At 72.7% G+C, this 21,738-nt stretch carries 17 protein-coding genes and 1 pseudogene; 6 read left to right on the forward strand and 12 right to left on the reverse strand.

Going from position 1 to position 21,738, the window contains the following annotated elements:
• Positions 1-26 precede the first annotated feature (26 nt).
• Positions 27-1,457, reverse strand: coding sequence for a xylulokinase (gene xylB, locus ACWD5O_RS09490; protein ID WP_450084996.1), 1,431 nt, complete (start codon positions 1,455-1,457; stop codon positions 27-29).
• A 9-nt stretch (positions 1,458-1,466) separates the two neighbouring features.
• Positions 1,467-2,654, reverse strand: coding sequence for a xylose isomerase (xylA, locus tag ACWD5O_RS09495; protein ID WP_450084997.1), 1,188 nt, complete (start codon positions 2,652-2,654; stop codon positions 1,467-1,469).
• Between the two features lie 76 nt (positions 2,655-2,730).
• Between xylA and ACWD5O_RS09500 the strand changes: the two genes are divergently transcribed.
• On the forward strand, positions 2,731-3,969 hold the full coding sequence (locus tag ACWD5O_RS09500; protein ID WP_354963899.1) for an ROK family transcriptional regulator: 1,239 nt from the start codon (positions 2,731-2,733) through the stop codon (positions 3,967-3,969).
• Between the two features lie 40 nt (positions 3,970-4,009).
• On the opposite strand, the gene ACWD5O_RS09505 is transcribed toward ACWD5O_RS09500, so the two are convergent.
• Entirely contained in the window at positions 4,010-4,648 is a 639-nt protein-coding gene (locus tag ACWD5O_RS09505; RefSeq protein WP_450084998.1) for a MarR family winged helix-turn-helix transcriptional regulator, read from the reverse strand.
• Between the two features lie 97 nt (positions 4,649-4,745).
• Between ACWD5O_RS09505 and ACWD5O_RS09510 the strand changes: the two genes are divergently transcribed.
• Entirely contained in the window at positions 4,746-5,876 is a 1,131-nt protein-coding gene (locus ACWD5O_RS09510) for a PP2C family protein-serine/threonine phosphatase (protein ID WP_450084999.1), read from the forward strand.
• Positions 5,877-5,897: 21 nt separating this feature from the next.
• Here ACWD5O_RS09510 and ACWD5O_RS09515 read toward each other — a convergent pair whose 3' ends face one another.
• The 8 genes from ACWD5O_RS09515 to ACWD5O_RS09550 form a co-directional block, all read right to left on the reverse strand.
• Entirely contained in the window at positions 5,898-7,382 is a 1,485-nt protein-coding gene (locus tag ACWD5O_RS09515) for a sugar transferase (RefSeq protein ID WP_450085000.1), read from the reverse strand.
• Between the two features lie 220 nt (positions 7,383-7,602).
• Entirely contained in the window at positions 7,603-9,360 is a 1,758-nt protein-coding gene (locus tag ACWD5O_RS09520) for a substrate-binding domain-containing protein (RefSeq protein ID WP_354963896.1), read from the reverse strand.
• Between the two features lie 165 nt (positions 9,361-9,525).
• Complete coding sequence (locus tag ACWD5O_RS09525; protein ID WP_354963895.1) at positions 9,526-10,563, reverse strand: lactonase family protein; 1,038 nt, start codon at positions 10,561-10,563, stop codon at positions 9,526-9,528.
• A gap of 106 nt (positions 10,564-10,669) precedes the next feature.
• A complete protein-coding gene (locus ACWD5O_RS09530; protein WP_354963894.1) occupies positions 10,670-11,272 on the reverse strand; it encodes a GTP-binding protein in 603 nt (200 codons plus the stop codon).
• Positions 11,253-11,642, reverse strand: coding sequence for a DUF742 domain-containing protein (locus ACWD5O_RS09535; protein WP_354963893.1), 390 nt, complete (start codon positions 11,640-11,642; stop codon positions 11,253-11,255). Before ACWD5O_RS09535 ends, ACWD5O_RS09530 begins: the two co-directional genes overlap by 20 nt.
• A complete protein-coding gene (locus ACWD5O_RS09540) occupies positions 11,632-12,054 on the reverse strand; it encodes a roadblock/LC7 domain-containing protein (RefSeq protein WP_354963892.1) in 423 nt (140 codons plus the stop codon). The genes ACWD5O_RS09535 and ACWD5O_RS09540 overlap by 11 nt, the downstream gene beginning before the upstream one ends.
• Positions 12,054-14,525, reverse strand: a complete 2,472-nt coding sequence (locus ACWD5O_RS09545; RefSeq protein ID WP_450085001.1) for a nitrate- and nitrite sensing domain-containing protein — start codon at positions 14,523-14,525, stop codon at positions 12,054-12,056. The genes ACWD5O_RS09540 and ACWD5O_RS09545 overlap by 1 nt, the downstream gene beginning before the upstream one ends.
• A gap of 240 nt (positions 14,526-14,765) precedes the next feature.
• Positions 14,766-16,256 (reverse strand): catalase, encoded by a 1,491-nt coding sequence (locus ACWD5O_RS09550; protein WP_450085002.1) that lies wholly within the window; start codon positions 16,254-16,256, stop codon positions 14,766-14,768.
• Positions 16,257-16,485: 229 nt separating this feature from the next.
• On the opposite strand from ACWD5O_RS09550, the gene ACWD5O_RS09555 reads away from it, so the two are divergent.
• The 3 genes from ACWD5O_RS09555 to ACWD5O_RS09565 all read left to right on the forward strand — a co-directional run bounded on the left by ACWD5O_RS09555 (position 16,486) and on the right by ACWD5O_RS09565 (position 18,692).
• Positions 16,486-17,079 (forward strand): hypothetical protein, encoded by a 594-nt coding sequence (locus ACWD5O_RS09555; protein WP_450085003.1) that lies wholly within the window; start codon positions 16,486-16,488, stop codon positions 17,077-17,079.
• Positions 17,080-17,090: 11 nt separating this feature from the next.
• Positions 17,091-18,020 carry a hypothetical protein gene (locus ACWD5O_RS09560; RefSeq protein ID WP_354963888.1) on the forward strand — a complete coding sequence of 310 codons (930 nt, stop codon included), beginning with the start codon at positions 17,091-17,093 and terminating at the stop codon, positions 18,018-18,020.
• Positions 18,021-18,305: 285 nt separating this feature from the next.
• On the forward strand, positions 18,306-18,692 hold the full coding sequence (locus tag ACWD5O_RS09565; RefSeq protein ID WP_354963887.1) for a hypothetical protein: 387 nt from the start codon (positions 18,306-18,308) through the stop codon (positions 18,690-18,692).
• Positions 18,693-18,811: 119 nt separating this feature from the next.
• On the opposite strand, the gene ACWD5O_RS09570 is transcribed toward ACWD5O_RS09565, so the two are convergent.
• Positions 18,812-20,590 (reverse strand): glycoside hydrolase family 6 protein, encoded by a 1,779-nt coding sequence (locus ACWD5O_RS09570; protein ID WP_450085004.1) that lies wholly within the window; start codon positions 20,588-20,590, stop codon positions 18,812-18,814.
• Between the two features lie 595 nt (positions 20,591-21,185).
• Here ACWD5O_RS09570 and ACWD5O_RS09575 point away from each other — a divergent pair.
• A pseudogene (locus ACWD5O_RS09575) lies at positions 21,186-21,738 on the forward strand (hypothetical protein); the annotation flags it as partial.

The following is a 21,738-nucleotide window of genomic DNA, read 5'->3' on the forward strand; positions in this document are numbered from 1 at the left end:
GTCGTCACGCGGGTGGGTGCCGCCGGTCAGCGGCGGTCGAGGACCAGCCCCCGGGCGGCGGCGTACTGGTCACGGACGGCGGGAACGGGCTCGGCGGCGTACTCCTCGGTGCCCTGGAGTGTCCACCGAGGTGGCGCGTCACCGCCGAGGGCGACCCAGGCGGCCTGCCGGGCGGCGCCGGCGGCGACGTACTCCCCGGCCGGCGGGACGACCACCGGGCAGCCGAAGACCTGCGGCGCGATCCGGCGCACCGCGGCCGACCGGGCCCCGCCGCCGACCAGGATGACCCGGCGGACGGTGGCGCCCTGGGCGGTCAACGCGTCCAGGCCGTCGGCGAGCGCGCAGAGCATGCCCTCCACGGCCGCCCGCGCCAGGTGCGCGGGGGTCGAGGTGCGCAGCGTCAGCCCGTGCACCGCGCCGGTGGCCAACGGGCGGTTCGGCGTCCGCTCCCCCTCCAGGTACGGCACCATCACCAGCCCGTCCGCCCCGGCCGGCGCGGAGAGCGCCAGCTCGGCCAGCTCGTCCAGGTTGACGCCGAGCATCGCGGCGGCGGCGTCCAGCACCCGGGCGGCGTTGAGTGTGCAGACCAGCGGCAGGAACCGGCCGGCCGCGTCGGCGAAGCCGGCCACCGCGCCACTGTCGTCGGCCGCCGCCACGTCGGCGACGCTGAACACCGTGCCGGAGGTGCCGATCGAGACGACCACGTCACCCGGACCGGCACCGACACCGAGCGCGGCGGCGGCGTTGTCCCCGGTGCCGGCGCCGAGCAGCGCGCCGCCCGGCCCACCCAGCTCCCCGGCCGACAGGGTGCCGGCCGACCCGGCCGGACCGAGCACCTCGGGCACCGCCAGCCGCCGGCCGAAGGCCCGCTCCAGCAGGTCCAGCCGGTAGCCGCCGGTGGCCGGCGACCAGTAGCCGGTGCCGCTGGCGTCGCCCCGGTCGGTCTGCAGCGCGGCCAGGCCGGGCGCACCGGCCAGCCGCCAGGTCAGCCAGTCGTGCGGCAGGCAGACAGCGGCCACCCGGGCCGCCAGCTCCGGCTCGTGCCGGGCCAGCCAGCGCAGCTTGGTGATGGTGAAGCTGGCCACCGGCACGCTGCCGGTGGCCTCGGCCCAGAAGCGGCGCCCCGCCGCGCCGCCGCCGGCCTCCTCGACCAGGTCGGCGGCGGCGTCGGCGGAGCGGGTGTCGTTCCACAGCAGCGCCGGGCGGACCACCCGGCCGTCCTCGTCGAGGCAGACCATGCCGTGCTGCTGGCCGGCGACCGAGACCGCCGCCACGTCGGCGAGCCCACCGGCCTCCTCGGCGGCGCTGCGCAGCGCCTGCCACCAGGCTTCCGGGTCGACCTCGGTGCCGTCCGGGTGCGGCGCCCGGCCCTGCCGGAGCAGGGCGCCGGTCTCCGCGTCCCGGATGACCACCTTGCAGGACTGTGTGGACGAGTCAACGCCCGCGACCAGCGGCATGGCGGGGCCTCAGCGGGCGCCGAGCAGGTGCTCGACGGCGAGCTGGTTGAGCCGGACGAAGGCGAAGCCCCGGGCGGCCGCCGCGTCGACGTCGAACTCCTCGAACGCGGACCGGTCGGCGAGGAATTCGTCGTACCCCTCGCCGGGGTTCAGGGTCGGGGTGCTCAGCTCGCCGACCTTGCTGGCTGCCAGTGCCTCGATCACCTCGGGGTCGGCGCGGAACGCCGCGGTCCGCTCCTTGAGCAGCAGGTACGTGCTCATGTTGGCCGCCGCCGATGCCCACACCCCGTCCATGTCCTCGGTGCGGGAGGGCTTGTAATCGAAGTGCCGGGGGCCGTCGTAGGTCGGCCCGCCGTTCGGGCCGCCGTTCTCCAGAAGGTCCACCAGGGCGAACGCGTTCATCAGGTCACCGTGGCCGAAGACCAGGTCCTGGTCGTACTTGACGCCGCGCTGGCCGTTGAGGTCCAGGTGGAACAGCTTGCCCTGCCAGAGCGCCTGGGCGATGCCGTGGGCGTAGTTGAGCCCGGCCATCTGCTCGTGCCCGACCTCCGGGTTGAGACCGACCAGCTCCGGGTGGGCCAGCTGGGAGATAAAGGCGAGCGCGTGCCCGACGGTCGGCAGCAGGATGTCGCCGCGCGGCTCGTTGGGCTTGGGCTCCAGCGCGAAGCGCAGGTTGTAGCCCCGGTCGATGACGTACTGGGTGAGCAGGTCGACCGCCTCGCGGTAGCGGTCCAGCGCGGCGCGGACGTCCTTGGCGACGTCGTACTCCGAGCCCTCCCGGCCGCCCCACATCACGAACGTGCTCGCACCCAACTCGGCGGCCAGGTCAACGTTGCGCAGCACCTTGCGCAGCGCGTACCGACGGACGTCGCGGTCGTTGCTGGTGAAGCCGCCGTCCTTGAAGACCGGGTGGTTGAAGAGGTTGGTGGTGACCATCGGCACCACCAAGCCGGTCTCGTCGAGGGCCTTACGGAACCGGGCGATGTGCTGGTCGCGGGTGGCGGCGTCGACCCCGAACGGGACCAGGTCGTCGTCGTGGAAGGTGACCCCGTAGGCGCCCAGCTCGGCGAGCCGGTTGACCGTCTCGACCGGGTCCAGCTCCGGGCGGGTCGCGTCACCGAACGGGTCACGGGCCTGCCAGCCCACGGTCCAGAGCCCGAAGGAGAATTTGTCGGCGGGGGTGGGACGGGGTGCCATGAGGGCCTCCGGGGTGTGTCGTCCACTATTTGTTCAGCGATTGAATTATTTGCGCGGCCTGTGGCACTGTCAAGGGGTGAGCCTCACCAACGCTCCGGCCGGCGCCGTCCGTCAGGGCAGCCTCCGCGAGCTCAACCTCGCCCTGGTGCTCGGCCGGATCGCCGCCGCCGACCGTCCCCCGTCCCGGGCCGACCTCGCCACGGCGACCGGCCTGACCCGGGCCACCGTCTCCGCGGTGGTCGAGGACCTGCTCGCCGGCCGGCTGGTCGGCGAGGCCGATCCGGCGCCCCGGGCCGGCGCCGGCCGACCGGCCCGGGGCCTGGTGCTGGCCGACCAGGGGCCGGCCGGGCTCGGCCTGGAGGTCAACGTCGACTACCTGGCGGTCTGCGTGGTGGACCTCTCCGGCCAGGTCCGGCACCGCACCGTGCACCGGGCCGACCTGCGCCCGGTCGCCCCCGCCGAGGCACTCGCCCGACTCGTCGAGATGGCCGCGCGGGCCCGCGCCGACGCCGCCCGGCAGGGCCTCACCCTGGCCGGTGCCGCGCTCGCCGTGCCGGGCCTGGTGGACGGCGTCGGGCTGGTCCGGCTCGCGCCGAACCTCGGTTGGCACGACGTGCCGGTGCCTGCGCTGCTCGCCGGGCACCCGCCGTTGACCGAGCGGGTGCCCGGCGTACCGGCGCTGGTGGTGGACAACGAGGCCAACCTCGCCGCGCTCGGCGAGCTGCACTCCCGGCCGCCCGGCCCGGCCAGCTTCCTGCACATCTCCGGCGAGGTCGGCATCGGCGCCGGAATCGTGCTGGGCGGTGCGCTGTTTCGCGGCGTACGCGGTTGGAGCGGTGAGATCGGGCACCTCCCGGTCCACCCGGAGGGCCGCCCGTGCCGCTGCGGTGGGCAGGGCTGCCTGGAGCAGTACGCCGGCCAGGAGGCGATCGTGGCCGCCGCCGGGCTGACCCGGGCGGAACTTCCCGCGGACACCGCGACGGCGCGGTTGGCCGAGCTGGCCGAGGCCGGCGACGCTGACGCGCTGCGGGCACTGCACGACGCCGGGACGGCGTTGGGTGTCGCGGTGGCCGGCGTGGTCAACCTGCTGGACCTGGACACCGTCGTGCTCGGCGGCGGGTACGCCCCGCTGGCGCCCTGGCTGTGCCCCCCGGTGCTCGCCGAGATCGCCAGCCGCGTGCTCACCGCCGCCTGGTCGCCGGTGACGGTCCGGCCGGCGACGCTCGGCGCGGAGGCCGCTGTGGTGGGCGCGGCCGGCTCGGTGGTGCGCCAGATCGTCGCCCGACCCGCCGGCTGGCTGGCCCGCTCCGGCTGACCGGCGCCCGGTCCCCGCCGGGGCGGCATCGCCGGTCCGGTCAGCGGTGCGGGAGCCTGGGGCCACCCGGCGCCGCCGCGGTCAGGCGGTCCGAGCCACCGGAGGTTCCCCGGTCGGCGACTCCCGATGTGCGCCCACCGGCCCGCCGTGGCCATCCGACAGGTTCGTCCACTCCGCCCGGCGCGGCCGGTCCGGGTCCTCCGGCCAGTCGCCCGCCCGCCCGCCCGGTGGGCCGCTCCAGGTCGTCCGGCGCCGACGTCTGCGCCTGCTGCCGGCGGGCGGTCTCGTCGAATTCCCGCATCCCGTGCAGCAGCGCGGTGCGACCCGCGGGGCTCATCCCGGCCAGCACGACGGCGAGTTGCGCCTGTCGGTCGGCGCGCAGCTCGGCGAGGAGCCGGCGGGCCTCGGGGGTGAGGTGCAGGGCAATCTCCCGCCGGTCGAAACGGCCTGGCTCACGCTCCAGCATTCCGGCGGCGACCAGCCGGTCGCAGAGCCGACTGGCGGAGCTGAGCAGCATGCCGAGTCGGGAGGCGAGCCCGCGCAGGTTGATCCCGTCGTACAGCTCGACGACCATCACAGCCCGTAGCTGCGCTCCGGACACCCGACTGGCGGTTCCCTCCCGAGCCGACTCCCACAGGGTCAGCAGGGCAGCCGCCGCCGCGTCTAGAGCGGCAGCCATACTCGTCTCAGGGTCCGGCGGACCGTTCACTTCGGCCATGGTGGCCCGAGACTACTCCGAACCCACTGGTGGTCGAGCTTTGATCAAGGGAGCGGTGATGAGCGAACCGGTCAATCGGGCACGACGTACCCTGAACGAGACACCCGCCGACCGCCTCGTCGGCGGCGTCGGCGACGTTCTTGCCGCCTCGTACGGGATCACCGAGACGGAGCTGTACCAGGTCGACTACCGACTCTCGGAGCTGTTGCCCCTCACCGAGGGTGACCCTGTCACGGGTCCCGGGCACCCCGCCTGGCGTGCCTTCGACCACCAGTCGCCGGTGCTCGCCGCCGGCACCGTCTGGCTCCCGGTCAGCATGCGCGGCGAGCGTCGGGGGGTCCTGCGACTGGCGCCGGTCCCGGACGACCCGGCCCTCCTCGGCGAGCTGGCCGACATCGCCACCGCGCTCGCCCACGAGCTGGCCGCCGTCGCCGCCGGCACCGACGTCTATCGCGCCGCGCGGCGCAGCCAGCGGCTCACCCTGGCGGCGGAGATGCAGTGGGACCTGCTGCCGGGTCGCAGCCGGATCCGGCCGTCGTTCAGTCTGGCCGGGCAGCTGGAGCCGGCGTACACGGTGCGCGGCGACAGCTTCGACTGGTCCGACGACGGGCAGCGGCTCTGGCTGTCCACCGTCAACGGCACCGGCGAGGGCGTCGCGGCCTCCCTGCTCACCTCGCTGGCCACCCACGCGCTGCGCAACGCCCGCCGGGCCGGGCTCGGCCTGGCCGACCAGGCCGCCCTCGCCGACCAGGCGCTGTACGACGAGTACCGGGGTGAACGGCACCTCTCCGCCCTGCTGATGGAGCTGGACCTGCGCTCCGGGGTGCTGACGGTGGTCGACGCCGGCTCGCCCCGTCTGGTCCTGTTGCGCGAGGGGAAGGTCACCGAGCAGCCGCTGGAGGCGCAGTTCCCACTCGGCATGTTCGAGGCGACCGACTACCACGAGCAGCGGTTCCCGCTGGAGCGCGGCGACCGGATCTTCGTGGTCAGCGACGGCGTGGTGGAGGCCGCCGGGCAGCACACGCGCTACGGCGAGACGGCGCTGGACCGGTTCCTGCGGCGGACCGGCCCGATGGAGCCGCTGGACGCCGTCCGGTCGCTGATCGGTGACCTGCGCGCGTTCGTCTCCGGTGACCTGGTCGACGACGCGGTGGTGGTCTGCCTGGACTGGACCGGCCCGCAGCCGTGACCGGCCCGGCTGAAACACGCCCTAATACGCGCCGCGGCTGTTCACCACCGCGCCGAAGGTCTTCCAGAGGATGGTGAGGTCGGCGGCGAGGGACCAGTTCTCCACGTAGTAGAGGTCGAGCCGGATGCCGTCCTCCCAGCTCAGGTCGGACCGGCCGCTGACCTGCCACAGACCGGTCATGCCGGGCTTGACCAGCAGCCGCCGGGCCACGTCGCCGTCGTAGCGGGCCACCTCGGAGGGCAGCGGCGGGCGCGGCCCGACCAGGCTCATCTGGCCCAGCAGCACGTTGACCAGCTGCGGCAGCTCGTCGAGCGACCACTTGCGCAGCAGCCGGCCGACCCGGGTGACCCGAGGATCGTCACGCATCTTGAACATCAGACCGTCGGTCTCGTTGCGGGCGGCCAGCTCGGCGAGCAGCGCGTCGGCGTTCACCACCATGGTCCGGAACTTGAACACCCCGAACTCCTGCCCGCCCCGACCGACCCGGACCTGCCGGAACAGCACCGGGCCCCGGCTGTTCAGCTTGATGGCCAAGGCGATGATCGCGATCAGCGGCAGCAGCAGCGCGAGCGCCAGCGAGGAGGCGGACCGGTCGACGAAGCCCTTGACCAGCTTTCGGGCGCCGCGGAACTCGGGCGCCTCGACGTGGATCAGCGGCAGCCCGGCGACCGGGCGGGTGTGGATCCGCGGGCCGGCCACGTCCGTCAGCGCGGGCGCGACGACCAGGTCGACGCCCGTCCCCTCCAGCTGCCAGCCGAGCCGGCGCAACCGGGCGGCGGTCAGCTCGCCGGAGGCCGTGACCGCGACGGTGTCCGCGCCGATCGCGGTGGCGGCCTCCGGGATGCCGCGGAACGATCCCACCACCGGCACGTCACCCAACCGCTGCGCCACCGGCGCCAGCAGCGCGTCCGGGATGCACGCGCCGACCACGTGGTAGCCGGCGTACGGCTCCCGGCGCAACGTGTGCACAAGCTCCAGCACGTGCGCGGTGTCGCCGACCACCAGCACCTTCCGAGACCAGCCGGCGCCACGTGAGCGGGCCCGGTGCAGACGCTTACGGGCGGCGAAGCGGGCGACTTCCAGCCCGACGGTGCCCACCGCGAAGGTGATGCCGAGGAAGCCCCGGGAGACGCCGACGTCGGCGATGTACCCGGCAATGGCGATCGCACCGGCGAGCCGCAGGCTGGCCGAGCTGACCCGCCGGTACTCGTCCGCCCCGTAACCGATCACCCGGTCGTCGTAGCAGCCGAGCGCCTTGAGCGAGACCAGCCAGGCCAGCACCAGCCCCGGCGCGACCAGCACGTACGGGATGTCCGAGCCGCTCGGCTCATCGTCACCGAACCGGGCGACGTACCCGACGAGCAGCGCGATGATGAGGATGGTGGTGTCCAGCACCACCAGGACCCGGACGTACGACCGTTCGTCGGCGCGCGTCACCAGCCCGGCCGGACGGCTGCCAGGCTGTCCCGACCTGTTGGCGGGGGTCAACAGTGTCGCCGCGGTCACCGGCCCTCCCACTCTGATCAGGACGGCCCCGGCCGACGGGTCGGATCGGGGGGCCGAACGACAACGCCGGAACCTGTCGACATCCTGCCCTGACAACTATGGCCGCCGGTTACTTCCGACGTATTGCCGTCACTTTTCTTCAACAGTCGAGGGCTACCGAGAAGGAGCCCGCCGTACCGAATCAGCGGACGGCGGGCCCCTTTCGCGGCTGTGCCTCGAATCAGCGCGGCGCCGGCGGGCGGAGCGCGATGGCGTTGAGGAAGATGTTGCCGATCTCGCTCGGGTCCTTGGTGACGAAGCTGCCGCCACCGGTCACCTTCGTGATCGACTCCAGCTCGGCCTTGCTGACGCCCTCGCCGATACCGATCATGATGACCTGGACCGGTCGCTCCGGGTCGGCGATCTGCTTCAGCTTGGCGAGCAACTGGGCCTGGCTGAGGCCGTTGGTGTCCTCGTTCTTGCCGTCGGTGAACAGCACGATGGAGTTGACCCGGCCGGGCTGCCAGTCCTCCTGCACCGCCTGGTACGCGGCGAGCGTGGTGTCGTAGAGGCCGGTGTCGCCGCTGGAGGGCTTGATCGAGCCGAGCGCCCCCTCCAGCTGGGCCCGCTGGGCGGAGAGTGGGCCGATGGGGATCAGCTGCTTGTAGTCCCGGCTGCCGACCAGCTTGGTGGAGAAGGTCCACAGGCCGATCGACCAGGAGTCGTCGAAGAGGCCGAGGCCGCGGCGGGCCGCGTCCACGGTGACCTCCTCCCGGCTCCGGTTGTTGGCGCTCGGCACCTCTGCCTTCATCGAGCCGGAGACGTCGACGACGGCAAGCATCCGGCCGGACTGGGTGGCGATCGACCAGCTGGAGACGACCCGCTGTATCGCGGCCGGGTCCAGGCCACCCGCGGCGGTGCCGCCGGCGGGCGGCGCGGACGACGCGCCGCCGGCCGGGCTCGGCGCACCCTGCGGCGCCTTGAAGCCGGCGCCCCAGTTGCCGTCTGGCGCGCGCAGCGACTGCGCCGCCAGCCGGTCGCGGAACGCGCGGGTGGTGAGCAACTCGTACAGCACCCGGGCCGCCGAGGCCTTGGTCGGCTCGATGCCGGGCAGCACCGCGTACGGGTAGTCCAGCGGCATCGGCGCCGGCTCCATGTAGAGCGCGGCGAGCTTTACCGGCGGCTCCTTGCTGTTGTAGGCGATCACGTCCTCTTCGGACAGTGCCGCCGCGCCGAGACCGCTGGCGATGGACGTCGGGTCCGTGGCGGCCGGGAACCGGGCCAGCAGGTCGTTGCGGAGCGAGGACCGCCCCGTGGCCAGCGCCCGCAGCGCACCGACGGTGTTGCGCTGCGCGTCGCCGCCGGCGGCGCTGGCCGCCGCGGTCAACGACAGCAGGCCGGACAGGCCGGCCGCGTCCCGGGTCGGCTCGACGATCCCGGTGCGCAGCGGGGTGCCCGGGTTGTTGACCTGCTTGAGCAGGTCCGTCCAGGTGAACTTCTTCTTGGGCCAGCCCAACCGCCCGGCCACCGGCTCGGGCATCGCCACGACGACGGGACTGCGCGCGATGGAGGCGCTGTTGGTCGGAGCGAACGCCGTGGCGTCCTTCTTCAACCGCAGCAGCCAGGTCGAGGAGTCCGGCACCCAGACGTCCGGGGTGATGGCGGTGCCGCTGGCCTGCCCGACGCCGGCCAGGACGGCACCGTGCTTGGCCGCCACCACGGCGGCCACGTCGACGGGGTCGGAGGCGGAGACGTCCACCCGGATGCAGGTGCCGCCTACCGCGGCGCCGTCCTTGACCCATTGCGACGCGGCGGCGTCCACCGCCGGCGCGAGCTCGGAGGCGACTGCCACGGCGAGCCGAATCTCCCCCGAACAGCTCGGCTGGATCAGCTCCCGATAGCCGAACCAGACGCCGGTCGTGACGACGAGCACCGTCGCCGTAGCGGCGGCGGCTGCTAGATGAAGTTTCGAACGCATGCGATGGCGGCCTGCTGACACGGTGACCATCTTGCGTACAAGGTGCCCCCTCTGCCACATCCGTTCGGACTAAAGTTACGGAGGAGAAACAGTTGATCGCTGTTTAGCAACACAGAGTGATGAAGCGGCCCCATGGTGTTGCCAAATCGGTGCCAGCCTCACGTCTCGCCCCATCGGCTCCACAGCTCACGGCAGCACGCAGGTCGGGCTCGGCACCGGCACGGGCTCGCCGATCGGCGACGGGACGCCGGTGCCGGCGTCCCGCCGGAAAACCCGCACCATGTCGGCCCGCTCGTCGGCGACGTACAGGTGCTCCCCGATCAACGCAAAGTGCCGGGGCCACTCGCCACCGGTGTCCACTTCGGCCACCAGCTCGGGCAGCTCGCCGGCCAGGTCGAAGACGGCGATGGTGCCCACACCCCGGTTGGCGACGTAGAGGAACCGGCCGTCCGGGGCGACCGCGACCTCCGACGGTTGGACATGGCCGGCTCGCTCGCTCGCCTCGACCCGGCCGCGTTGGTGCAGCGCGCCGTCGTCGGTCAGCTCGTACGCGGTGACCGAGGCGTCCAGCTCGCCGACCAGGTAGCAGCGCCGCCCGTCGGGGTGGCGGGCCAGGTGCCGGGGGCCCGTGCCGGGCGCCGTACGGATCCGGGGCCGGCGGGGCACCAGCCGACCGCTCGCGCCGTCCAGGTCGTACCGGTAGACCGAGTCGGTGCCGAGGTCGACCGCGAGCAGCGGCCCTTGACCGCGGCCCGGGGAGACCATGTGGCTGTGCGCCCGCTCCTGACGCTCCGGGTCGGCGCCGTGCCCCTCGTGCACCACCAGGTCGGTGCGCTCACCGGGCACGCCCCGCCCGTCGAGCGGGAAGACCGCGACGCTGCCGCCGCCGTAGTTGGCCGCCACCAGATGCCCTCCGTCGGGCAGCACGGCCAGGTGGCAGGGGTCCGCGCCGCCGGTCGACCAGCTGCCCAGCGGATCCAGCGCCCCGTCGGGGCCGACCTGCCAGGCGCTGACCTCCCCGTCTGTCAGCTCGTTCACCGCGTAGAGCACCGGGCGGGTGGGGTGCCGGGCCAGGAAGGAGGGCGACGGGGTGACCGCCACCGTGCCGAGCGGTGTCAGCTCCCCGGTGGCCGGGTCACGGCGGGCCGCGACGATGCCACTGCCCCGCCCGCCGCTCTGCGCGGTGTAAACCCCGATGTGGACGACCTCGACCTGACCACTCACGTCCAACCCCTCCGCCGGCTTCCTGCGTCGATCCAACCAGAGGCTGCCCGCGATGCCGGCCCGTTAACCGGCTTTCCGGCCCGGGGATCGGCGCCGCGGCGGCGACTCAGGCGGCCGGCACCGGCTCGCCGCGCTGCCGGGCCACGTGCTCGACCAGGGAGATCAACACCAGCTTGCCGGACTGCCGGTCCCGCGCGTCGCAGAGCACCATCGGCACGTCCGGGTCGAGGTCCAGCGCCCGGCGTACGGTCTCCAGGTTGAATCGGCGGGAGTCGTCGAAGCAGTTCACACCCACCACGAACGGGATGCCGCGCTGCTCGAAGTAGTCGATGGAGGGGAAGCAGCCGGCCAGCCGCCGGGTGTCGGCGAGCACCACCGCGCCGAGTGCGCCGAAGGCCAGCTCGTCCCAGAGGAACCAGAACCGGTCCTGGCCCGGTGTGCCGAACAGGTAGACCTGGAGATCGTCGTTGATGGTGATCCGGCCGAAGTCCATCGCCACGGTGGTGGTCGACTTCCCCTCCACCCCGGAGATGTCGTCGGTGCCGATCCCGGCGCCCGTCAGCACCTCCTCGGTCTGCAACGGCCGAACCTCGCTCAGCGCGCTCACCAGCGTCGTCTTGCCGGCCCCGAAGCCTCCGGCGATCAGGATCTTCAGTGCCAGCGGGATGGTGGTGCCGGAGCCCGCATGGTCATAGCGCACGAAGTCCACTGACCACCGCCTTGAGGATGTCGTTGTCAGGAAGGTGGCCGGCGGCCGGCGGCTCGTGCACCGCGACCAGGCCCCGGGCGAGGAGGTCTCCGAGCAGCACCCGGACCACCCCGACCGCGAGGTCCAGTTCGGCCGCCAGCTCGGCCACCGACACCGGCCGGCGGGCCAGCGCGACCAGCCGCCGGTGCTCCGGGAGCAGCCGCGGGTCGGCCGCCGGGTCGAGATCCGACCCGGCCAGTACGAACGCGACGAGGTCGAACCCATCGACGGCGGAGCGTACCCGGCCGCCGGTGAGGGTGTACGGGCGCACTACCGGGCCGGCGTCGCCGTCCAGCCACTCGTGCTGCGGCCCGGGCGGCTCAGTTCGCATCACCGGCGCCCGCCGACGATCGGGCTGGCGCGGTGAGGTACTCCCCCACCCGGATCACCAGCATCGCCATCTCGTACGCGACCAGGCCGATGTCCGCGTCGGTGTCGCTCACCACGGCCAGGCAGGTGCCCTGCCCGGCGGCGGTGACGAAGAGGTACGCCGACTCCATCTCCACCACGGTCTGCCGGACCGGACCGCCGTCCACGTGCCGGCTCGCGCCTCGGGCCAGGCTGGAGAAGCCGGCGGCGAGGGCGCAGAGGTGCTCGGCGTCGGAGCGCTCCAGCTCGGCCGAGGAGCCGAGCAGCAGCCCGTCGGCGGAGAGCACCACCGCCTCCCGAGCCGCCGGTACCCGTTCCACCAACTCGTCGAGCAGCCAGTCGAGGCCTGCGCTCTGCTTCGTCGAATGCGGCACTAGGCGTCCCTCTCAGTCGCGGTCAGGGGTTCGGAGGCCGCCGCGGGCGCGGGGTCGGCGGCCGGGGTGGGCCCCGGGTCGGCGGCTCGGGCAGGTATCGGGCCGGCGGCCGGGGGGACGACGGTGGCGCGGCCCCGGGCGGTGCCGGCCTGGAGAGCCGACATCACCCGACGCACCTCCTCGGGCGATCGGGGCGTCGGGGTGTCGGTGACCGTCGACCGGGGCCGGGATGCCGGGGTACGTCGCCGCACCCGGCGGGGCAACCCGTCCAGCTCGTCCACCGCCTCGCCGCCGGACGGCACCCCGTCGGCCGCACCGTCACCTGGCCCGCGGACCGTGGCCGGTCCGGTCGGCGACAACTCGCCATCGCCCGACCCGTTGGCGCCCGGCCCGTTCGCGGGCGCCGGGTCCGGCACCGGTGTGCCGGTGGGTCGGGCGGCCGGGGCGCTGGCGGTGAGCGGGGCGGTGAGTGACCGGTTGCGGCCGGCCCGGGGCCGGGGCACGGCAGCGCGCCGGCCGGTCCGCGCCAGCCGCCGGTCCGGGCCGGCCGGCGCGGCGCCCAGCCCGGCCGGATCGGGACCGGCCGGCGGCTCGGTGGTGATCAGGTCGGCCGGGACCAGCACCACGGCGGTCACCCCGCCCTCCCCGGACGGGCGCAGCCGCACCCGCACCCCGTGCCGTGCGGCGAGGCGGGCCACCACGAAGAGACCGAGTCGGGCGCTCTGCGCCGGGTCGAACTCGGGCGAGCTGGCGAGCCGGACGTTGGCGCTCTCCAGCGCCGCGGCGGACATCCCCAGCCCCTGGTCGGTGATCTCCAGCGCGTACCCGCTGGCCACCTGCTCCCCGGTGACGGTGACCCGGGTGTCCGGCGGTGAGAAGGCCGTGGCGTTCTCGATCAGCTCGGCGAGCAGGTGGATGACGTCGCCGACGGCCCGGCCCAGCACGCCGGCCGGCTGCACGGCGGTGATGTCCACCCGGTCGTACGACTCGACCTCGGAGCTCGCGCCCCGGATCAGGTCGACCATCGCGACCGGGTTGCGCCAGCCCCGGCCCGGCGCGGAGCCGGCGAGAATGACCAGGTCCTCGGCGTGTCGGCGGAGCCGGGTGGCCAGGTGGTCCACCTGGAACAGTTCGGCCAGCTCGTCCGGGTCCTCGGCGCGACGTTCCATGCGGTCCAGCAGGTGCAACTGCCGGTGCACCAGGCTCTGGCTGCGCCGGGCGATGTTGAGGAAGACCTCGTTGAGCCCTCGGCGCAGGGTGACCTCGTCCACCGCGGCCTGGACCGCGGTGCGCTGCACCTCGGTGAAGGCTCGCCCAACCTCGCCGATCTCGTCGTGGCCGTATTCCAGTGGGGGCGCCTCCCGGGCCACGTCGACCTGCTCACCACGGCGCAGCCGGGTCACCACGTCCGGCAGCCGGTGCTCGGCCAGCTCTAGCGCGGCGGTGCGGACCCCGCCGAGCCGTCGGACCAGCGTCCGGCCGACCCGCAGCGCCACCAGCACCGAGATCACCACGGCGACGAGCCCGAGCACCCCGGCGGCGGCCAGCCGGACCAGGATCCGGACCGCCATCGGCACCGAGCGGTCGGCGAGCCCGTCGGCCTCGGCCAGCTCGAAGTCGCGCAGCTGCTGCTGCACCGCGTCGTGGCTGGCCTGCCAGGTCGCCGCGTCCACCGGTGGCCGGCCGGACCCGTTGGCCACGACCAGCGCGTCCTGCATGGTGCGTAGCCGGGTGAACGCCGCACCCTCGGTCAGCCGCTGGTACGCGGCCCGACCCGCCTCGGGCAGGTCGGCCACCGCGCTCTCGGTGAGCCACCGCTGGTTGCCGATGGCCTGCACGAGCTGGGTGTGCTCCCCCTCGGCGAACCGGCCTGCCGCCAGCGCGCCGGCCAGCAGGGCGTCGGCCTGGCCGAGCAGCTCCCGCGAACGGCCCAGCGCGGTGAGCGCCAGCGCCTGCCGGTTGAGGTCGGGCTCGGTCAGGTTCGCCATGCCGGCGAACGCCTGGAAGGCCGAGGAGATCATGCCGCTGTAGAGGCCGATGGCGCCGGTCCGGTCCACCTTGCGGTCGTCGATGAAGTCCCGGCCGGCCGGCAGCGCCGCGAGGGCGGTGACCAGCTGGTCGACCCGGGTGTCGAGCAGGTCGTCGGCGGCGTCGCGCAGCTCCTCCCCGTCGACCCGGCGGCGCAGCTCGGCGACCGCCCGGTCGGTGCGCTGCCGCTGCTCGACCAGGGCTGGCAGCTCGGTGGTGCCGGCGAGCTGCACCACCGAGAGGCGGCGTTCCCGTTGCAGCTCGGTGACCACAACCTCGCCGGGGCGGCCCAGGTCGTACAGCAGGGTGCGGGCGGAGAGCAGGTTCAGGGCGGGACCGAAGGTCAGCGTGGTGGCGAAGATCCACAACGCCAGCAGCGCGGTCACCGGCGCGACGACCAATGCGGTCAGCTTCGAGCGGATCGGCCAGTCGCGGGTTCTCATCAGACCTCGCCCGTGCAGGGGTGGCAGGAGGTGCGCCGGCACCGCCGGGCAACGCGCCGGCCGGTTGCGCCCGGCCATGGGGCCGGGCACGGGCGCGGGCGCCTTGGGCAGGATACGTAATCACACCGCGTTGCACTACCGCCTGTCGCGCCAACATGGACGCTCCGACATGCAATCCGTCCGTTACGGCGAGCGCCCCGCCGGCGGACCGGCGGGGCGCTCGTCGTGGCGCGGTGCGGATCAGGCGTCGGCGGCGATGCCGAGCCCCTCGGCGACCCGCCGGCCGTAGTTCTCGTCGCACTGGCTGAAGTGCCAGACCATCTTCTCCTGGATGTGCTTGTCGCACTGGGCCAGCAGGGTGGTCAGGTTGAGGATCAGGTCGTCGCGCTCCCAGTCCGCCATCTCACGGAAGCGCCGGCCGGCCTGGGAGTAGTTGTTCTGCCGCTCGATCGGGGCCTTCATGATCTGCCCGGAGACGAACGGGCGGTACTCCCGGTAGGACTCGTCGGCCTCCTGGAGACCGGCGACCGAGGACGGCTCGAAGTTAATGTGCGGGTTGCCGCCCCGGTGGTCCACCCCGTACGACATCTGGCCGCCGCCCTGGTTGGTGCTGACCTGCACGTCCTCGCGCGGCCGGTTGACCGGCAGTTGGAGGTAGTTCGGGCCGACCCGGTAGCGCTGGGTGTCCGAGTAGGAGAAGGTGCGACCGACCAGCATCTTGTCGTCGGAGAAGTCGATGCCGTCGACCAGCACACCGGTGCCGAAGGCGATCTGCTCGTTCTCGTCGTGGTGGTCGGTGATGTTGCGGTTGAGGGTCATCATGCCCACCGGCAGGTAGGGGAACTGCTCCTCCGGCCAGATCTTGGTGTCGTCGAGCGGGTCGAAGTCCAGCTCCGGGTGCTCGTCGTCGCTCATGATCTGCACGTTGAGCTCCCACTGCGGGTACTCGCCGCGCTCGATCGCCTCGTAGAGGTCCTTGGAGGCGTGGCCCAGCTCGGTGGCCTGGATCGCGTCCGCCTCGGCCTGGGTGAGGTTGTGCTCGCCCTGCTGGGTCATCCAGTGGAACTTGACCAGCACGGCCTCGCCCTGGGCGTTGACGAGACGGTAGGTGTTGACCCCGGAGCCCCGCATGGTGCGGTAGTTCTTCGGGATGCCGTACGGGGAGAAGAGCCAGGTCAGCATGTGCATCGACTCCGGCGTGTTCGACATGAAGTCGAAGATCCGGTTCGGTTCCTGGCGGAAGGTCACCGGGTCCGGCTTCAGCGCGTGGATCACGTCGGGGAACTTGATCGCGTCGCGGATGAAGAAGACCTGGAGGTTGTTGCCCACCATGTCCCAGTTGCCGTCCTCGTTGCGGAACTTGACCGCGAAGCCGCGCGGGTCGCGGGCGGCCTCGGAGGAGTCCCGGCCGCCGATGACGGTGGAGAACCGGATGGTGACCGGAGTCTTCCTGCCCTTGGTCTGGAACAGCTTGGCACGACTGTAGGTGGCCGCCGGTTCGTCACCGATCGTCCCGTACGTCTCGAACTCGCCGTGCGCGACGAAGCCGCGCGCGTGCACGACCCGCTCCGGGATGCGCTCCCGGTCGAAGTGGCTGATCTTCTCCAGGAAGTGGTAGTTCTCCAGCGTGGCGGGGCCGCGCGAACCGACCGTCCGCTGCTGCTGGTTGTTGTGCACGGGGTGGCCCTGCCGGGTGGTGAGGATCGGCTTGCTGGCCTGTGGGTCGCTCATCGCTCTCCTCCAGATGGGTGTTTCGTGCTGCCGGCCGGGGCGAACCATCCAACACAATCGCGCTTTCTGGAACGAGTCAAGTTTTGGCCGGATCCCGTGCTGTGGCCCTCGTCATCGCACGATCGGAGGCAGGTCCCGCGACACCGGACACGAACCGATGAGGAAAGTGCCCCGGATCGGGATTGGCGATCAGTGCGCCGAGGGAATACGAGGTGACGAAGGAGGAGCCATGTCGCCCACGCAGATAATCGTCATCGTGCTCGTCGTGCTGGCCATCGCGGCACTGGTCGTGGCCGTCCGGACACTCGGCCGACGTCGCGCGCTGCGCGGCCGTTTCGGGCCGGAGTACGACCGGGTGGTGGCGGAGCAGGACAGCCGGTCCGCCGCGGAGCGCGAGCTGCGCGACCGGGAACGCCGGCACGCCGAGCTCACGCTCACGCCGCTCACCCCGCAGTCCCGGGCCCGCTACGCCGCCGCCTGGGAGGAGCTTCAGGTCCGTTTCGTCGACTCGCCGCAAGAGACCGTGGGCGACGCGGATGAGCTGGTCACCCGGCTCATCGAGGAGCAGGGATACCCGACCGGGGACTTCTCGGACCAGATCGCCCATCTCTCCGTCGACCACGCTCGCACGCTGACCAACTACCGGGACGCGCACGAGATCCACCTGCGTAATTCCCGGAGCGAGGCCAGCACCGAGGAGCTGCGTCAGGCGGTCGTGCACTACCGGGCACTCTTCGCCGACCTGCTCGGTGAGGAGCCGGTCGGCCACCGCCCGCCCGAGCAGCGCCATCCGGACACCCCGCACGACGCCACGAGCCGCTGAGGAGGCCACCGATGCGCCAGGAAGAGCAGCAGGTGAGCAACGACCATTCGGAGGCCGTCCGGTCCGCGCCGGTGCCGGTGCCGCCTGCGGGCGACCGGGCGGGTCGCGCGGACGTGCCCGAGGACGCCCTGGACGACCGGGGCACCTTCGACGACCCGTCAGCCGCCGACGACCGCACCGACGAGGGCGGGTTCAATGAGCCCGGGCCGCTGCCGACCACCTTCGGCGCCACCACGGTGGCCGATGCGGTGGCGGCGTCCGCGCTGGCCAGCCCGCGCCCGGAGGATCAGCCGGACCCCCGGGCCGAGCGGACCGCCCAGCCCGGCGACGGCGCCGAGGACGGCGAGCGTGAGGGTCTGCGGGCCGACCCCACCGCCGAACTGCACCGCCGGGGCACCGATCCGGAGACCGACGACGCCCGGGCCGACGCGGACACCTCCGCGCGGACCGTCGCCCCGCCGGGAAGCACCGACGGTGGGCCCGAGCGGCGCAGTGATCTGACCGATCCCGGCGGTGACGCGGACGCGGCCGCCTACGGCAGCGCCACTCCGGAGATGGTCGACCCGGACGCGGTCTCGCCGGATGCCGACCCGGTGCTCGCCGCCAGTGGCGGCGGCGCCTCGTTGGAGTCGGCCGGTACGTCGCGACCCGTCGGGTCGACCGTGGCGGCCGAGCCGGCCACGCTCCTCGACGCGGACGCGGCACAGCGTTTCCGGGACCGCTGGCGGGACGTGCAGCTGCGCTTCGTGGACGATCCGCAGGCGGCGGCGGGCGAGGCGCAGGCGCTGGTGGAGGAGGCCATCCAGGCGCTCGCGTCGGCGCTGGCCGCGCAGAAGAACGCGCTGGGCGGATGGCAGGACGCCGGTTCGGCGGACACCGAGCAACTGCGGATGGCGGTACGCCGCTACCGGGACTTCCTGGACCGCGTGCTGGGTCGCTGAGCGACACACCACGGGCACCCCGGCCAGCCGGCCGGGTGCCCCGGTACGCCCGGACGGTCCGCCTGCCGGATCGCCCGAGCGGGCCGGAACAGGGCGGGACCCGACAGCAGATGGACAACCATGGCCAGCCGGCACAAGATCCGCTGATCGACGAGACGCAGGCGGAGCAGCGCCGCTCCGCGCGCCGGGCGGTCGGCGCGCATCGGCCCACCGGGGGGCATGGGCACGGCCCGAGAGGGTACGCGAGGGGGATCAGGCAACGTGTCGGACACAGGAGGCAGCACCATGACCGATCGCGACCGCCGACCGCCGCTGGAGGAGAGCCCGGAGATGGCCGCCGCGGCGGACGATGACAGCACCGTCCCGCAGCTGCGGACCGGGGGCGGCCCGGACCGGGACACCCCATCCTTCGGCGAGCCCCGCAACCGGCCGGACGACCTCGCGCCGGGCACCGACGACCTGCTCGGCGACCCGTACGCCGCCGGCACCGGGGCGACCGGAACGGGCACCGGCGCCGGCGGGGACAACATCCGTACCGGCGCGGAACAGCCCTGGGAGCCGGAGGATCTGGTGATGGCCCGCGGGCAGGACCTCACCCCGGAGAACCTGGACAAGGCCCGCCGAGACCTGGCCGAGCAGGGTCGGGCGGCGATCGAGCGCACCGTGCCCTGAGCAGGGCGCACGAGGGGGTCCCCGGCCCGACCGTCACGGTCGGACCGGGGACCCGGGGAACCTGCCGCCGGCGGTGCCTCACCTACCGCCGGCGGCGGGTGGGTGCGGGAGCGATCCGGTCAGAGCGCCGGGTACGCGTTGCGCATCAGCTCCTGGAACTGGGCGGAGAACCACGCGCCGGAGATCGGCGCGTTCGGCAGGGCGCCCGTCGCGCTGTTGCCGTTGCGGGCGTTGCCGGTGTACGTCGGGTCGCACATCCGGTCGAAGCCCTTGCCCTCGTCGTTCGGGATCAGCTCGCTGGAACCGTCCGACTCGCCCGGAGGCTTCACCCAGACGTACGCGTCGATGCCCGGCTCGGGAGCCGACCTGGGCCGCTGGCCGAGGCCAGCGCCGGACTGGTTGCACCAGTTGCCGGCGTGGATCCGGCGGTCGATCCGGCCACCGTTGACGTGGGTGTCCACGCTGGTCGTCGCGCCCGGTCCGGTGGGCCGGGCGGTGCCGCCCCAGCCGTTGCGGGAGGTGTCGATCAGCATGCCGATGTTGGCGTCGAAACCGACCTGGACCAGCTTCTGCCGGAACGCCTGGGCGAACGACTGCTCGTCGACGTAGAAGTTCCAGTCGACCCACTTCGACTGTCGCACCGACGTGCCGTTCACGGTGTCGGTGATCTTGACGTACGGCTCGCGCAGCGCCGAGTAGTTCGCCGTGTTGACGATGAACCCGTGCACGTTGGCCACCGTGCTGCCGGATGCGACCGCGGCGGCCTTCAGGAGGTCGGCGGTCGGGCCGAAGTTGGTGTCCCAGCCGATCCAGCCGTGGTGCGCGGCGTCGATGTAGTTGTAGACGTTGCCGAGCGTGCCCAGCTTCGCCAGGGCGTAGCCGACGCCGTTGACGTACGCGCCGTTGGCCTTGACCGTGTCACACATCGCCGTGCCGCCAGCCTGCCCGGAGGTGTTGGTCACCAGGTTGGGCAGCGAGTCGATCTCGATGATGTTGATGATCCGGATGTTCCGGTACTTCGGGTCGGCCTGGATCGCGGCGATCGGGTCGATGTACTCGGCCTTGTACCTGGGCAGGTCGTTCGGGCCCAGCTCACCGTTGGAGGCGAGCGCCGCGCAGTCCCGGCCGGGCAGGTTGTAGATCACGAACTGGATGTAGCCGGCGCCCTGGCGCAGCGCCTCCTCCAGGTGGTCACGCACGCCGAAGGCGCCGTTGGAGCTGCTGTCCGGCGTGCCGTTGATGGCGGCGATCCGGTCCAGCCACACCGCGGTCGGGTTGTTGGACACCCTGCTGCCGCCCGGCTCGGCGTCCGCCTTGGCCTTCCACTCGGAGTTCACGTATCCCCGGACCCCGGCGTACGGGTTGTCCACCTTGCTGCCGGCGGGCGGGGGCGTGGTCGGCGGCGGGGTGGTCGGCGGGGGTGTGGTCGGGGGCGGGGTCGTCGGCGGGGGCGTGGTCGGCGGCGTGGTGCCACCGTTGCAGGTCACCCCGTTGAGGGTGAACGAGGTCGGCCTGGGGTTGCTGCCGCTCCACGCGCCGTTGAACCCGATGCTGGTCGACGCGCCGGTGGCGAGGCTGCCGTTGTAGGACAGGCTGCGCGCGGTGACCTGGCTGCCGGACTGGGTGAACTCGGCCGACCAGCCCTGCTGCACCCGCTGGCTGGAGTTCGGGAAGGTCCACCCGAGCGTCCAGCCGTTGATCGGGTCGCCGACGTTCCTGATGGTGATGCTCGCGGTGAAGCCACCGGGCCACTCGTTCGCCGAGTAGGCGATGTCGCACTGGGTCGCGGCCTGCGCCGCGGTGACGGGGATCGTCACCAACCCGCCGGCGACCAGGACGCCCGCGCCGGCGAGCGCGAGGGCCCGGCGTGGGCCGGACAGCCTTCTCCACACATTCATGCCACTGATCTCCTTGGGCGAGACCGGGCTCGCGTACGGCCCGGCGAGACGGCCCGGTGGGCGTCCGGAACGGACGGCCGCCGGCGCCAACGGGGTTCTGCGGGGGGTGCCCGACCCGGACGGGCGGTGGTGGTGGTGGTGAACGACCGGCGAGCGGTCGGTCGGCGGCGGGATGTCGTCCGGCGGACCGGATGCCCTCGACTTCCCTGCCTGCGCGGTGTGGCTCCCCGAACCGCGTGCGCCGATTCTTGCATGGGAGCGCTTCCATGGCAATGGCTCGATGCGTTCCGGCGGCGGCGCCCGTGACCCGACTCGGACGATACCTTCGAGACCGCGCGACCAGCAGGAGCGGAACCACGCCGCCGCTACCGGATGAGCCGACCGAGCCGGCACAGCGAGTGCGGAACACCGTGGCGACGCAGAACCCGGTGTCGCGCTCGCACACGGCGCTCGGCGGGGAGAAAGCCGCGTAGCACCCCTTTGCCACTTACTAACAGCAAAGGTCAAAACGCGAATGTTTCCCTTCATAGTTCATGAAACGGTCTAACGTCGGTCTTAGCTCGGTTGTCGCCGAGCTCAGGACAACAGGGATGGAGTGACGCAGGTCATGGCTAAGAAGATGCTCGGGAAGGTCGTTGCGGGCGCCGCGCTCGGCGGTGCGGCGCTCCTGGTGTTCACGCCGGGGATCGCGTCCGCCGATGGGCACCACGACGGTGGCAAGGACCGTGACGGCAAGGTTTTCGCCAAGCCGCACGTCGTCAAGGCCGGCGAAGAGGTCAAGCTCCTCGAGATCTGCCCGGATCGCCAGGAGCACGCCTTCGTGTGGTCCAAGGTCACCGGCAAGGTGAAGCTCAAGCCGGTGCACGACGACAAGGGCGATTGGCGCGAGGAGGACAACTCCTCCGGCCGCGACGGCAAGGACGAGCACGGCAAGGACGACGAGGGCAAGGACGAGAACGGCAAGGACGAGAACGGCAAGGACGACAAGGGCAAGGACGACAAGGGCAAGGACCACGAGGGCAAGGACGAGAACGGCAAGGACGAGAACGGCAAGGACGACAAGGGCAAGGACCACGAGGGCAAGGACGAGAACGGCAAGGACGAGAACGGCAAGGACGACAAGGGCAAGGACCACGAGGGCAAGGACG

Source organism: Micromonospora sp. NPDC005161 (genome assembly GCF_053599855.1).

What these genes read in the sequence shown, in the direction of transcription:
- ACWD5O_RS09565 (WP_354963887.1), top strand. Translation starts at nt 18,306, where the DNA reads ATGACCGATCGCGACCGCCGACCGCCGCTGGAGGAGAGCCCGGAGATG.
- ACWD5O_RS09550 (WP_450085002.1), bottom strand. Translation starts at nt 16,256, where the DNA reads ATGAGCGACCCACAGGCCAGCAAGCCGATCCTCACCACCCGGCAGGGC.
- ACWD5O_RS09505 (WP_450084998.1), bottom strand. Translation starts at nt 4,648, where the DNA reads ATGGCTGCCGCTCTAGACGCGGCGGCGGCTGCCCTGCTGACCCTGTGG.
- ACWD5O_RS09570 (WP_450085004.1), bottom strand. Translation starts at nt 20,590, where the DNA reads ATGAATGTGTGGAGAAGGCTGTCCGGCCCACGCCGGGCCCTCGCGCTC.
- ACWD5O_RS09555 (WP_450085003.1), top strand. Translation starts at nt 16,486, where the DNA reads ATGTCGCCCACGCAGATAATCGTCATCGTGCTCGTCGTGCTGGCCATC.
- ACWD5O_RS09560 (WP_354963888.1), top strand. Translation starts at nt 17,091, where the DNA reads ATGCGCCAGGAAGAGCAGCAGGTGAGCAACGACCATTCGGAGGCCGTC.
- ACWD5O_RS09535 (WP_354963893.1), bottom strand. Translation starts at nt 11,642, where the DNA reads ATGCGAACTGAGCCGCCCGGGCCGCAGCACGAGTGGCTGGACGGCGAC.
- xylA (WP_450084997.1), bottom strand. Translation starts at nt 2,654, where the DNA reads ATGGCACCCCGTCCCACCCCCGCCGACAAATTCTCCTTCGGGCTCTGG.
- ACWD5O_RS09545 (WP_450085001.1), bottom strand. Translation starts at nt 14,525, where the DNA reads ATGAGAACCCGCGACTGGCCGATCCGCTCGAAGCTGACCGCATTGGTC.
- xylB (WP_450084996.1), bottom strand. Translation starts at nt 1,457, where the DNA reads ATGCCGCTGGTCGCGGGCGTTGACTCGTCCACACAGTCCTGCAAGGTG.
- ACWD5O_RS09510 (WP_450084999.1), top strand. Translation starts at nt 4,746, where the DNA reads ATGAGCGAACCGGTCAATCGGGCACGACGTACCCTGAACGAGACACCC.